This is a genomic window from Virgibacillus alimentarius (assembly GCF_000709085.1).
In the GTDB taxonomy this organism is placed as follows: domain Bacteria; phylum Bacillota; class Bacilli; order Bacillales; family Amphibacillaceae; genus Virgibacillus_B; species Virgibacillus_B alimentarius.
Genome location: NZ_JFBD01000122.1, coordinates 1 through 12726, shown reverse-complemented (window position 1 = coordinate 12726; position 12726 = coordinate 1). Strand labels below are relative to the sequence as shown.

11 protein-coding genes are annotated in these 12726 nt (G+C 37.1%); 4 read left to right on the top strand and 7 right to left on the bottom strand.

Annotation, left to right across the window (positions count from 1 at the left end; all coding sequences use genetic code 11):
- Nucleotides 1–400 precede the first annotated feature (400 nt).
- The 3 genes from GZ63_RS0115515 to GZ63_RS0115505 form a co-directional block, all read right to left on the bottom strand.
- Nucleotides 401–970, bottom strand: coding sequence for an REP-associated tyrosine transposase (locus GZ63_RS0115515; RefSeq protein WP_029271117.1), 570 nt, complete (start codon nucleotides 968–970; stop codon nucleotides 401–403).
- A 294-nt stretch (nucleotides 971–1264) separates the two neighbouring features.
- A complete protein-coding gene (locus tag GZ63_RS0115510; RefSeq protein WP_029271115.1) occupies nucleotides 1265–3040 on the bottom strand; it encodes a TcaA NTF2-like domain-containing protein in 1776 nt (591 codons plus the stop codon).
- A 21-nt stretch (nucleotides 3041–3061) separates the two neighbouring features.
- The gene (locus tag GZ63_RS0115505; protein ID WP_029271113.1) at nucleotides 3062–3925 is read right to left on the bottom strand and encodes a YIP1 family protein; all 864 of its coding nucleotides are present in this window, start codon (nucleotides 3923–3925) and stop codon (nucleotides 3062–3064) included.
- 284 nt (nucleotides 3926–4209) lie between these two features.
- Here GZ63_RS0115505 and GZ63_RS0115500 point away from each other — a divergent pair, with 284 nt between their 5' ends.
- The 3 genes from GZ63_RS0115500 to GZ63_RS0115490 are packed head-to-tail and all read left to right on the top strand — an operon-like array spanning nucleotide 4210 to nucleotide 6762.
- Nucleotides 4210–4992 (top strand): ABC transporter ATP-binding protein, encoded by a 783-nt coding sequence (locus tag GZ63_RS0115500; protein WP_029271111.1) that lies wholly within the window; start codon nucleotides 4210–4212, stop codon nucleotides 4990–4992.
- The gene (locus GZ63_RS0115495; protein ID WP_029271109.1) at nucleotides 4976–5740 is read left to right on the top strand and encodes an ABC transporter permease; all 765 of its coding nucleotides are present in this window, start codon (nucleotides 4976–4978) and stop codon (nucleotides 5738–5740) included. The genes GZ63_RS0115500 and GZ63_RS0115495 overlap by 17 nt, the downstream gene beginning before the upstream one ends.
- A gap of 35 nt (nucleotides 5741–5775) precedes the next feature.
- The gene (locus GZ63_RS0115490; RefSeq protein WP_029271107.1) at nucleotides 5776–6762 is read left to right on the top strand and encodes an ABC transporter substrate-binding protein; all 987 of its coding nucleotides are present in this window, start codon (nucleotides 5776–5778) and stop codon (nucleotides 6760–6762) included.
- 207 nt (nucleotides 6763–6969) lie between these two features.
- Here GZ63_RS0115490 and GZ63_RS0115480 read toward each other — a convergent pair whose 3' ends face one another.
- Complete coding sequence (locus GZ63_RS0115480) at nucleotides 6970–7911, bottom strand: ROK family glucokinase (RefSeq protein WP_029271105.1); 942 nt, start codon at nucleotides 7909–7911, stop codon at nucleotides 6970–6972.
- 256 nt (nucleotides 7912–8167) lie between these two features.
- Here GZ63_RS0115480 and GZ63_RS0115475 point away from each other — a divergent pair, with 256 nt between their 5' ends.
- Nucleotides 8168–9322 carry an MFS transporter gene (locus GZ63_RS0115475; RefSeq protein WP_029271103.1) on the top strand — a complete coding sequence of 385 codons (1155 nt, stop codon included), beginning with the start codon at nucleotides 8168–8170 and terminating at the stop codon, nucleotides 9320–9322.
- Between the two features lie 153 nt (nucleotides 9323–9475).
- On the opposite strand, the gene GZ63_RS0115470 is transcribed toward GZ63_RS0115475, so the two are convergent.
- The 3 genes from GZ63_RS0115470 to GZ63_RS0115460 form a co-directional block, all read right to left on the bottom strand.
- Nucleotides 9476–10834 (bottom strand): hypothetical protein, encoded by a 1359-nt coding sequence (locus GZ63_RS0115470; RefSeq protein WP_029271101.1) that lies wholly within the window; start codon nucleotides 10832–10834, stop codon nucleotides 9476–9478.
- A 20-nt stretch (nucleotides 10835–10854) separates the two neighbouring features.
- On the bottom strand, nucleotides 10855–12003 hold the full coding sequence (locus tag GZ63_RS0115465) for an iron-containing alcohol dehydrogenase (protein WP_029271099.1): 1149 nt from the start codon (nucleotides 12001–12003) through the stop codon (nucleotides 10855–10857).
- 161 nt (nucleotides 12004–12164) lie between these two features.
- On the bottom strand, nucleotides 12165–12726 hold a 562-nt coding region (locus tag GZ63_RS0115460), incomplete at its 5' end, for a sigma 54-interacting transcriptional regulator (RefSeq protein ID WP_029271097.1).

Sequence of the window (12726 nt, the reverse complement as noted above, 5' to 3'; positions counted from 1 at the left end):
CCCCATGATGATATACGAACATATATTCCCTATAATTTTAAACACAGGGTTTGTGTGTTTTCACCACAAACGAATTTATATATGTTATAATAAAGAGTTTTGCATCAACCCCATGATGATGCACGAACATATATTCCCTATAATTTTAAACACAGGATTTGTGTGTTTTCACCACAAACGAATTTATACATGTTATAATAAAAATTTTTCAACCAACCCCCATGATGATATACGAACATATATTCCCATATTTTTTAACACAGGATTTGTGTGTTTTAATCACAAACGAATTTATACATGTTATAATAAAAAGTTTTGCATTCAGATTTATGTAACATTACAACACATACAAAAAATCCCAAATACTGAGCCATCATGCCCTATACTTGGGATTTTCTACTTAGGAAATTGTCATTTCACTTTTCTTCTTTTTTTCTTTCACAAATCTTTGATATGCCTCTCTTTTTTCCAGTTTACTACCCGATAAACAATCAAACACCGCAGCCATGTTTAGATGTGGGTGGCTTGAAACGTGAACATAATAACGATAGCTGCTCCATTGATATAGTTCAGGACGTTTTACCATTCCAGCTTCGAGTGGATTTAAATGTATATATGCACTAACTTCTAACATATCTAGATTCGTATTAATAATTTTATCGTAAAAACGTTTCTCAAAAACATGCCCAGTTACTTTATTTTTCGTATTGTAATAATCCGCATAACGTTTATTAAGCAAAGCCATAACTTTAGAAATAGGCTGCTTTTGGGAGCGCATCAGAAGATGGTAATGATTGGTCATCAAACAATAAGAGGCAATTTCGAATGGGTTCTTTTTGTGGATCTGTCGAAGTATATGAAGGAAGATTTTAAAATCACTATCATCATGAAATAAAGCGTCGCGCCTGTTACCACGACTCACAATATGGTAAAAGAAATCCGGAATCCAAACGCGTCTTTTTCTTGCCAATCCTATTCTTCCTCCTTTCCAGCTATTATCTTTATTCAAAAATAGTATAGGCTATTTACTTCTCCCAGTCGAATAGGAAAAATTGGATTTTCATCCTATATTCAACGATAAAATGTAATATTCTCTTGTACGAATTAAAAATAGCATCTGGAAGCGGAGATGAAAATTTACTTTTTGCCAATGATATAAAAAATATACAAAACATTTTTAAAAAAAGCCGGAAAGAGTGTACGTTTTATGTACATCTCTTCCGGCAAATATCATTCGACAAAATTCGGGAAGTGACAGGCACCATTATATCTCATTGGTTTCGATAAGTTCATGTACTTTGTATTCTCCGTCTACTTCTTTCAAGGTAACTTTTGTTCTATATGTTTTGTCTGTTGATGAATCTGGTTTGTCAATTGTGAAAGATTCTATTACGGTTACTTCGATTTGTCCGGAATCTAGTTCTTTCACCGTTTCCAGTTCCGTTCCGAGCCAGTCCTCTGTAATACCTTTGGAATCAAGATAATCAATATATTCCTTTGCCTCTTTCCATCTAGGACCATCCGCGGAGATATAATCCTTGACAAAATCGAAATCTCTATAATTAATCGCATCTACACTTGCTTGAGCATATTCATCCATAAACAAAGATATATCTTCTTTCATGCTTTTATTTTTCGCTTCTTTCATTGCTTCCTTACTTGGTCCATGCATTTTTTTGGAACCCTCTGCTGTATCGGTTACTGTAAAGCCTCCCCAGATATCTGCAGGTTCAACAGAAAGTATGGTCCATTTCTTTTTTTCTTGATCATAGGAAAGCTGCATCTGGAGCGTAGATACTTCTTCATATAAATCTGGTTCTTCATCTATTTCATGATACGTTTCATTGAATACATACTGCGTAAGTAATTCAATCTTAGGTTGTTTAGAACTGTTATCAACTTGTACTGAATTCCGATCAATTTCTACTTGTTTAAACTCTCCAGAGTAATACAAGCCCTCCATTATTTCATCACTGACAAATTCCTTTACATCTTCTGTCACTGACTTCAGCGGCTTTGTACTTTGATTAGCAATCGATTCAACATAATGTTCTCCAAAGTTTTTCAAGGTTTCCTGCATTTTAACAAATTGCTTTTTGGAAAGTACATCAGCGTGCATTGTCATTTCATTTTCATTGATATCAATTGGTTCTGATACAACCTCTCCCCAAGGCATAGAAACTACAGTTTGTACTTTTTGTGATCCATCAAGTATAAATGGACCTATTTCTTTCGTATTTCCTTCTTTATCAATCGGGATCTTCTCATCTCCAAGTTGGATAGACGATTTAGCATGATCAATTTCATCATAATTGTCGATGTGAAAAACAACTTTTGACACATTGACGTCCATATCAAGATTCGTTTCATCACCACTATATTCCGAAAGTGTCAGCAAACCTTCTTTTTTCGTCTTACCATATTCCCCTTTAAACACCGCTTCTACGTCATATATACCGGGAATAAGTGGCCCGTACAAAACAACCTCTTTATTTCGCTCATATTCAGGAATTTCCTTCCCATTAAATGTAAATAATAAACCTTCAACAGGCTCTGAATACTTGGCAAACTGGTCAATCGCCTCTACTTTGTGTGCAGTGAATAAAACGAGAAACTTTCCGTGTGGTGCAACCGTAAATAAGCCCTCCACATCCGACTTTCCTTCCTCTTCTACGAGTTTCATAAGTGCCTTAGCTTCCTCTTTTGTCACATCTGATCCATTTTCATGTACCAAGAGCTTTTGCATTGTATGAACGTCTTTTTCCGAAATCGCCTTTGCAAATCGTTTTTCCACCGATTCTGGAGATTGATAGGATTGCGCCCATACACTGAAAGCGATTAACAATCCAATAATAGCTGATAAAGAAATATATATTATTTTCTTTTTCTTAGGTATCGGCTTGCGCTGTTTTTCTGCCTTTCTTTTTCCAGTTTGATTTTGTTGATCCGCATTTTTCTTTTGAATGGGCGTTCCACAATAGATACATACGTTATCACCAGAACGCAACTTCTTTCCACATTCCTGACAAAACTGATCCATCCGTACTCCCCCAATCTAACTTCAATAATAACCGATTTGATCTAGCATTCTACCAAAAGCTGAATCCATCATTACAAAAACAAAAATACCAAATACAATTGCTACAGATATGATATAGATCAAATAAGCATACAATGGCTCAAGATTTTTCGATTGACGTGTCAGTAAACTGCTTATTAAGTACAAAGGAAATGACGTTAATACAAGTCCTAGCGTAAAAAGCAATAAATAACCACCTATGGTATTCGATTTAAGTAAAATAAGTAAAAAAGTGACACCTGTCAGCACAATTATTGGAACAAGATGTGTACCATAGATCCCTATCATTTCCTTCAATTGATAGGCTGTACCAAAGAGATGATTAATGATGTATAAAAGAATGACAACGATTCCCATGCTAATGATCATAAAAATAAATGCATAGACGAATACCGAAAATAAAGAAGGTCCACTATAATATGCATCAGTAAATAAGTCTCCATACCCCTCAAACGCTGCACGAGCGAAATTGCGCACGAGCAAATAAAATGACAATGCCATCAAGAACGCAACAATTGCCATACTAATTAAGCCATGTGTGAATGCTTCCCCCCTAGTGGAAAAAGCAATTGAAGGTTGTTTTAAATAATTTACGAAGTAGGACCCATACATTTTTGTTTTCTCTGTCACTGTATGGTTTAAAGCTTGCTGATGCGAAGCCCCCTTTGTCTCTTCCTGAAAATTCTGTGTGCTAGTATTATCTACAGTTGCAGCCTGTTCTTCTTTTTTTAGCTCCCCTTCCTTTTCACTCAAATTTGTACCGTGAATTTCCTTTGATAGCGAAGTACCACATTGTCCGCAAAATTTCCCTTCCATCTGTTCAAATCCACATTTGATACACTTCATTAAGTCACCACCTCTATATATTATGTAGGCCAAAAGATTCATTTTGGATTTTATATCCAAAAATATTATAGCATAAAAAAACCGGTTTGATGGTTAATACAGGAAAAAGAGGTCCATTGACAATAAACGCTAGTATTTCGGTCCGACAAAATTTGGAAAGTGACAGGCACCCGGACATTTGGGCGATTGCCTATTGGAATTGTTCTAAAGACATGGTACAATACATCCAATTCATATAAAATTAATGGGAATAATGAGTTTTTATATTTTTGGAGGTGATGTGCTTGTATTTAAAGATCAATAATGTTTCTAAAACCTTCCATAATGAAAAAGATCAAGCCTTAACCGTGTTTCAAGATATTGATCTAGATATTAACGAAGGAGAATTTGTTTCGTTATTAGGACCTTCTGGCTGTGGCAAATCTACCCTTTTATCCATTATCGCGGGACTCGCTCAACCTTCAAGTGGATCTATTTTTCTGGAAAATGCCGAAGTCAAAGGACCTGGTCCAGATAAAAGTATGGTTTTCCAGGAGGCAGCTTTATTTCCATGGCTGACAGTTTCAGAGAATATAAGATTTCCTCTACGCAAATCATTAAACAAAAAGGATCAGCAGGATGTTGCAGCTGACTATTTACAAATGGTTCATCTTAGTAACTTTGCTAATCATTATCCTCATGAACTATCTGGCGGCATGCAACAGCGTGTTTCCATAGCAAGGGCATTAGCAATGGATGCGAAATTATTATTAATGGATGAACCGTTCGGAGCACTAGATGAGCAAACGAGAACGGTATTACAAGATGAGCTGGAGAAAATATGGCTTTCTGCGAAAAAAACGATTATTTTTGTAACACATAGCATTAGAGAATCGATTAAACTAGCAGATCGCATCATTATTATGGGAGCAAGACCGGGAACGATCATTTCAGATATCAAGGTTGATCTGCCTCGTCCCCGTTTGCAAAAAGATATGGCCGATTTGGAAGAAGAATTACTCACCATTTTAAAGGGTGAAATTCAAAAGGTAATGAAAGAGGAGTTGCGATATGGCGGTAGCAGGTAAACGAATAGTCTTTTTTACAACCCTTGTTTTGCTTTGGCAAGGTATCGTATTACTTGGAATTTGGCCGGAGTCTATGATTCCAAGTCCACTTTCAGTTGCAAATGAAATATACGCTGGCTTCAAGGATATGACACTGATTTGGGATATCGTTGCAAGCTTCCGCCACTTACTCATTGGATTTGCTTTCTCCTTAATTATTGGAACATTGCTTGGTGTAATGCTTGCAAAAGTAAAAGCACTTGATGAAACGCTAGGATCTATGATTCTAGCACTGCAAAGTGTACCCAGCATTGTTTGGGTTCCCCTGGCTATCATCTGGTTTGGCTTTGGTGAGGCATCTATTATTTTCGTCGTAATCATAGGCGGAACCTTTGTAATGACGATGAATATGCGAATTGGGATTAAAAATGTCCCTCCTCTCTATTTAAATGCTGCTCGTACAATGGGATCAAAAGGACTTGATTTATTTTTGAAAGTAGTTGTTCCAGCAGCAATCCCACATGCTGTTACTGGTGTCAAGCTTTCCTGGGCATTTAGTTGGAGAGCATTAATGGCTGCAGAATTGTTAAGTTCTGGACCAGGACTTGGCTATACACTGGCCTATGCTTCAGATTTTAATAATATGAGTCTAGTAATTGGAATTATCATTATCATCGGAACAATTGGCGCGATTGTTGATCAAGTTATTTTCCAGAGGATTGAAAACAATGTTTTAAAGCGATGGGGGCTTGACGAGCGCAATCCTTAAAAAAACAGATTTTTTATATAGAAAGGGGTTAAACTGTGAAAAAATTAGTTGTAGTTTTATTCATCGGGATGGGTTTGATACTCCCTGGATGCGGGAGTGACTCCGAAGCATCTGGTGATGGAGAAAAGGTCGTGATCGGTTATTTTCCTAATTTGAATCATGCGCCCGCAATGGTAGCTAAGGAAAAACAGTTATATGAAAAACAATTAGGAGACGATGTTAAAGTGGAATACAAAACATTTTCTGACGGCTCCTCGTTTATGACTGCTTTAGCGACGGATGAAATCCATGCTGGTCTAGTCGGTCCAGGCCCTGCGATGAATCATTATATTTCCGGGTTTGAAGTAAAAGCGATTGCAGGTGCTTCTACTGGGGGAACAGTTATTGTCTCCCGTAAAGATAGCGGAGTTGAAGCTGTTGAAGATATTCATGACGTGACATTTATTTCACCAAGAGTTGGATGTACCCATGACGTACAGTTTGAAACGTATATGAAAGAAAAAGGTGTTACCTCTGATCGGATTGGCGGATCCCTGAAACATGTCACAGGCAAGCCTGCACAATATACATCCATGTTTGAAAGCGGCTCTGTGGATGTAGCAACAGCTCCCGAACCATGGGCATCTGTCTTAGAAGCAGAGCAAGATGCCAACGTATTAATTGAATCCGACGAAATCTCTTTCGGTGACAAACTGCCTGCAGCTGTGTTTGTTACGTCCGACAACATGACTGAAAATCATCCCAAACTTGTTCAAAAACTGGCAAATGCACATAAAGAATCAATCGAAATGATCAATGATGACCAACAAGAAGCAATCGATTTAACCATAAACGGCATCGATGAAGTGACCGGTCAAAAACTTGATCGTGACGTCATGAAAAATGCGTTCAAACGCACCCATTTCGATTATGATATCGATCAGGAAACCATTCAAGCCTTCGGAGACTCTTCCTACGACCTCCAATTCCTGAAAGAACAACCAGACTTCACGAACTTCGTAGATGAAAGTTTCATAAAGTAAAGTAGGGGTGCCTGTCACTTCCCGAATATTGTTGTTTTTTGTCGAATAGTTGAATATCCACCCGAAAAAATAAGGAGGCACATGTAGTTTTCATCACGATCATGTGCCTCCTTATTTTTTCATGAAGAGAATTATCATTCGACAAAAACCGACAAGTGACAGGCACCTAGGCACCTCAGGCACCTAGGCCCCTCTCTGGCCCCCCTCTTACAATGTGCAGGCGCCGATGATGCCTGCGTCGTTTCCGAGTGTTGCAATTGTTATTTCGCATACTTCGCTGATTCTGCCTAAAGCGTGTTTGTGAAATGCGTGTGCTACAGGTTCAAGCAATGCATCCCCCGCTTTTGACATGCCACCGCCTATAATAATTTTTGACGGATTAATGATCACAGATACGTCAGCGAGAGCTACTCCAAGCATATCTGTTGTCCGGGTAACAATTTCTCCACATATTGTGTCACCTTGACTAGCAAATTTGAAAATTTCTTTAGACGTTATTATTCCGTTCTCTTTATAATAAGCTGCTAAACTACTTTTAGGATGTTCTTCCATTTTATCCATCGCCTGGCGTACGACCCCTGTCGCAGATGCAATAGTTTCCAGACAGCCCTTGCGCCCGCAGTTGCATAGATAACCACCAGGCTCTACTGTCAAATGGCCAATCTCTCCCGCTGTACCGTTTCTGCCGTTAAGAATCTTTCCGTTTGCAATAATTCCGCTTCCAACTCCTGTTCCAAGTGTAACAAATATAAGATCCTTCGCCTGATTACCGCTTCCTTTCCAGTTCTCTCCTAAAGCGGCCATATTTGCATCATTTTCTACATAAACAGGCACATTGGCTAGCTCCTTTAGTCGTTTCGCAAGTTCAAAGTTTTTCCAGCCCATATTTGTCGTTTCATAGACCATACCCGTTTCCTTCTCAATAAATCCAGGAGCACCGGTACCGATCTTTACAATTTCCTTCTTATCCATTTCCAGGGAAGCTAACTGCTCCGTAATGGATTGCCAAATTTCATCCACTATATAGATACCATTATTACTTTTGTTCGTAGGAATTTCCCATTTATGAATAATATTGCCATCTCGTTGTAAAAAACCAATTTTTATCGATGTTCCACCTATATCTAGGCCAATGATCACTTCTTCCATGACTCCATCTCCCTATCATCTGTATACATGATAAACCCTAGTTATGTAAAGTTATAAGATGATTTCTTCTATATCCTCATTCCAGTTTACTTGATAATAATTTAAAAGCAATTTGCAAGTTTTATTCTTCAAATCTTCCGGCATTTGGAATGTGAGAATGGAGCGTAGTATGACCCGAATTTTTCTTGCAAAGACTTCCATTTCATATTATGATGAAATGATGCACTTAGTTTTTTTAGATAGAAGGGAAATTCGTATGGATAAACGTGTTTATTTATTAACCATTGTTTCGTTTGTTGTTGGGATGGTTGAATTAATTATCGGAGGTATATTGGAATTAATTGCCGAAGATTTAGACGTCAGCCTTGGAAAAGTGGGTCTTCTGATTACTATATTTTCCCTTACTTTTGCCATCGCTGCACCTATTTTATTGTACGTAACCTCTCAAGTCGAGAGAAAAAAGTTAATGCTGATCACGCTGATTGTTTTCTTTTTTGGTAATTTACTAGCGGTATTCAGCCCAACATATTATGTATTATTCGCATCACGTATCTTTTTAGCTATGAGCGGCTCATTGCTTGTTGTATTGTGCATTACGCTTGCTTCAAATATTGTAGAACCAGCATACCGTGGCAGAGCGATCGGAATTGTAGTAATGGGTGTAAGTGGCTCACTTGTACTAGGTGTTCCGATTGGACTTATGCTCGGGAATGCATTTGGATGGCGTGCACCTTTTGCTTTCATTGCCATTTTAACGGCGCTTTCGTTCACAGGTATCTATTTTTTCATGGGCAAAGTTAATCCAAGGCCAACGGTTTCACTTGGAGAGCAGATGGCCACCCTTAAAAACCGAAAAGTATTTTTTGCCCAGTTTACTACTTTTTTATTTTTGGCAGGACATATGACGCTTTACGGATACTTAACGCCATTTTTAAAATCAACTATGGGACTAGATGGCAGCTGGATTAGTATCATTTATTTAATTTTTGGCGTTGCAGCAGTAACTGGAGGGGGAATCGGCGGAACATTATCGGATCGATTCGGATCAAAGAAAATTGTTTTATCCGTGATTGCTATTTTCGGTTTAGCCCTTTTCACACTTCCACATGTTACATTTGCGCTTCCAATATTTTTGGTGATTCTGGTACTATGGGGTATGTCCAACTGGGCCATTACACCTGCTATGCAAAGTTATCTGATTGAGGTGTCACCTGAAACAGCGGATATCCAGCAAAGCTTAAATAACTCAGCACTTCACTTAGGTATTGCATTTGGTTCTTATATCGGAAGCATCATCATTGAACGAACTTCCGTAGAGCATAATGCAACTACTGGAACGGTTATGGTCGTGTTAGCTCTCGCAACCGCATTCATCTCCATGGCGGGACAAAGAAGTAGAGAAATGGCATAAAAATAAGTTTGGGTATCACTGAATTTTTCTAGAAGTAAGAAAAAAAACGAAACTGCCTTTGTTCTAAATAGTTACAAGACAAAGGCAGTTTTATTTTGGGTAAAGTAGTATATTTATATCCGCAAAGCTGAGAGCGGATTGACCCTTTTTCATTTAATCCTTCAAAAAGATTTCTTCATCCTCTCCCTTAAAGAAATCTTTACCATAAATCACTAGGCATAAAATTATTCCTGCTGCAAAAGCCCATGTTGCACCTTTGGTTGCTAGAATAGCCCCTATTATTCCCGCGATACCTAAATCTCTATAACTTTTTGACTCAAGCACACCGATTCTCACGCTTACAAACCCTTGAATTAATAAAGTAGATGCAAGAGCTATTCCGAGAATTGGTTCTACTAAACTAACAATTGGTAATAACAATAAACCTGTATTCGTCCCCCATCTGAAAGAGCCGGATCCGCTAAATATAGAATGCATTGCCTTCTTGCCTTCTTTAAATCTTTCAATAATAATTACTTGCATTGCTGCCCATAATGGACCTGCCATCGTAACATCTGGACCTATAATACTCATTACTGTATTTCTGCCACCAAAAATCATATGTGCACGATTAGGATTATAATCAATTTTTTCATCTGGTCTGGCCTCATCTGCTTCATCTAATAATGCTTTACTTTGCAATATGTCACCAAATAAAACAATATAGGTAGCAAGTACAGTAGGGAGACCTGTTAAGATCATCATAAAAGGAGGAAAGCCCAATCCAAATATCGTGTATTCGTTCCAAAGTGTTATAAAATCTGGCTTACTGAATCCCCATTCTATATTAGGCCAAGGTGCCTCTCCTACAATCGGGGCAATAATAATAGCTATAACAAAAACCGGAAGAATACCTAATTTCCCTATTATCCCTAAGAAAGGATTCTTCCGCTTTATCCTATTAAAATGTTTGGAATAAATAAAATAAAATGCTACTGCCATTGCAATTGTAATTGTCCACGGAAAGGATTCAAATCTTCCCCCAACCTCAAAAATAGATATTACTGCTGCTAACCCCGCACCGAGAATAACACCCGATTTAATTGCTGAAGGCACTAGAGAAACTACCTTTCCAGCTAAACCGGTTACCCCTAATAATATTGACAAAACACCCAGTGTCAGCTGGAAAGATATAAGCGCATGGACTCTTTCCACTCCTTCAGGGAATTGTGAAGCATAAAGCATAATTAATGGAATAGCCGGAGTAATCCATCCCGGAACTACTGGGTCCCCTAACAAATGGTGTGTTAAATATAAAATACCATTTAGAAGAACCACTGCCAAAGCAACTTCAAAAGGCATCCCTAGTATCTCTATCATTAACGGTATGGCTGATAAATCTACCGCACACATTAATAACCCTTGTGTATAATCTGCCCATTCAAACTTATAATGTACAAATGGAAGTCTTAATTTAAAAGGCCCCATTGGTATATATGGGGATTCTTCCCCATGTTTTCTATCTCTCCACATCTTTTTTACCCCTTTGATTTTTAATAAGCTAATTGATAAATCTTCTTTATTTCCTCTTCTGTAAATTTACGAGGATTATTTTTTAATAATCTTTTAACTTGAAAAGCATCCTTAGCTAAATCATCAATATCTGATTTAGGTATATCAAAATGTTTTAATCCAGATGGAATATTAACCATATTACATATATTTTCCATTGCATGTACTGCCTTATCCGCAGCTGCATAATCAGATAATCCCTCTACGTTTTCTCCCATAGCTATAGCAATATCCCTAAATTTTTCCAGACTACTTATTTTATTCCACTTCATAACAAATGGAAGCAATAATGCATTACTTATACCATGTGCGATATGATATCTTCCACCTAACGGATAAGCCATCGCATGAACCGCACCTACGCCTGCATTCCCAAAAGCCATTCCTGCGATCAGGCTCGCAGTAGCCATTTGTTCTCTAGCATCTAGATTATTCGGATTAGCATAAGCTTTTGGTAAATTTTTACTGATCATTCTAATCGCTTGTAATGCTAAACCATCAGTAATAGGAAAGGCATTTACAGAAATATATGCCTCAATCGCATGCACTAAAGCATCTATACCACTTGCCGCTGTTACAGACGGAGGCATAGTTACGGACATCTCAGGTGCTACAATAGCAACATCTGGTAATATATAGTCACTGACAACACCTTTTTTTATTTGGTTTTCCTGGTCTGATAATATTGAGATATTAGTAACTTCAGAACCTGTTCCGGCAGTTGTCGGAATAGCGATAATCCTTGGACCTTTCTTATTTACAATATCGGTACCAACAAGTGATTTTAATGGTTGCTTCATTATACTGTATCCCGAAACTGCTTTTGCAATATCGATTGCGCTTCCTCCCCCAATCGCAATTAAACCATCATGCTTTCCTTGTTCAAACTGCTTCATACACGCTTCCACAACTTCAAATTCTGGCTCAGGTTTAACACCATTGAAAACACCATAATTAAGTTCGTTTAAAGTTTCAGTTACTTTCTTAACCGTACCAACCTCTATTAAAATTTCATCTGTAATAATTAATGGATTTGCAAGCTTTAAAGTTTCCAATTCTTTGGATAGTGCTAAAATTGCCCCCTTTCCCGTAATTAGTTTATTGGCAATTTTAAATGTAGAATAATTCATATCAATTTTCCTCCTTTTTTGTTATTCTCAGCTATGCAATTTACGTGCCAAAAATAAATTCCCAAAAAACTCGTTACTATCAGTTATTTGGGAGCTAAAAATAACCTAAATAAAAAAATCGATTATATTATCAATCAGAAAAAACACGACTGATTATATTATTAATCAGTCGTGTTCCATTTCTTCATTTTTTGTACAACTGTTGATTGGCTTACTCCGAGCACTTCTGCAACTTTTCTTGTAGTCTTATGTTTTCTTAACGTTTCTTTAATAATTTGCTTTTCAACAATTTCTAATCTTTCTTTTAAAGTTTTCGGTTTATTAGAATTGGTTTTAATAATATTTGCATTTATTCTTGACGGTAAATCACATAAATTAATTTCATTTCCATCTGTTGTTACGACTAAATTCTCAATTACATTTCGAAGCTCTCGTATGTTTCCAGGCCATTCGTATTCAAACAAAGCATCAAGTACTTCTAATGAAAAATGTTTGTTTTCTTCATATAAATGATTATATTCCTTAAGAAAAGCTTTACATAGTGAAATAATATCTTCTTTTCTATGTTTTAAGTCTGGAACATCTACTTCTACAATATTTAAACGAAAATATAGATCTTCTCTAAATTCCCCAAAATCAACCAACTTTTTAAGGTTTTTATTTGAAGCAGCTATAATCCTAACATCTATTTTTTTAAATGTTGTAGAACCTATCGGAAAAAAA

What these genes read in the sequence shown, in the direction of transcription:
- GZ63_RS0115480 (WP_029271105.1), bottom strand. Translation starts at nt 7,911, where the DNA reads ATGGAAGAAGTGATCATTGGCCTAGATATAGGTGGAACATCGATAAAA.
- GZ63_RS0115495 (WP_029271109.1), top strand. Translation starts at nt 4,976, where the DNA reads ATGGCGGTAGCAGGTAAACGAATAGTCTTTTTTACAACCCTTGTTTTG.
- GZ63_RS0115475 (WP_029271103.1), top strand. Translation starts at nt 8,168, where the DNA reads ATGGATAAACGTGTTTATTTATTAACCATTGTTTCGTTTGTTGTTGGG.
- GZ63_RS0115510 (WP_029271115.1), bottom strand. Translation starts at nt 3,040, where the DNA reads ATGGATCAGTTTTGTCAGGAATGTGGAAAGAAGTTGCGTTCTGGTGAT.
- GZ63_RS0115505 (WP_029271113.1), bottom strand. Translation starts at nt 3,925, where the DNA reads ATGAAGTGTATCAAATGTGGATTTGAACAGATGGAAGGGAAATTTTGC.
- GZ63_RS0115465 (WP_029271099.1), bottom strand. Translation starts at nt 12,003, where the DNA reads ATGAATTATTCTACATTTAAAATTGCCAATAAACTAATTACGGGAAAG.
- GZ63_RS0115470 (WP_029271101.1), bottom strand. Translation starts at nt 10,834, where the DNA reads ATGTGGAGAGATAGAAAACATGGGGAAGAATCCCCATATATACCAATG.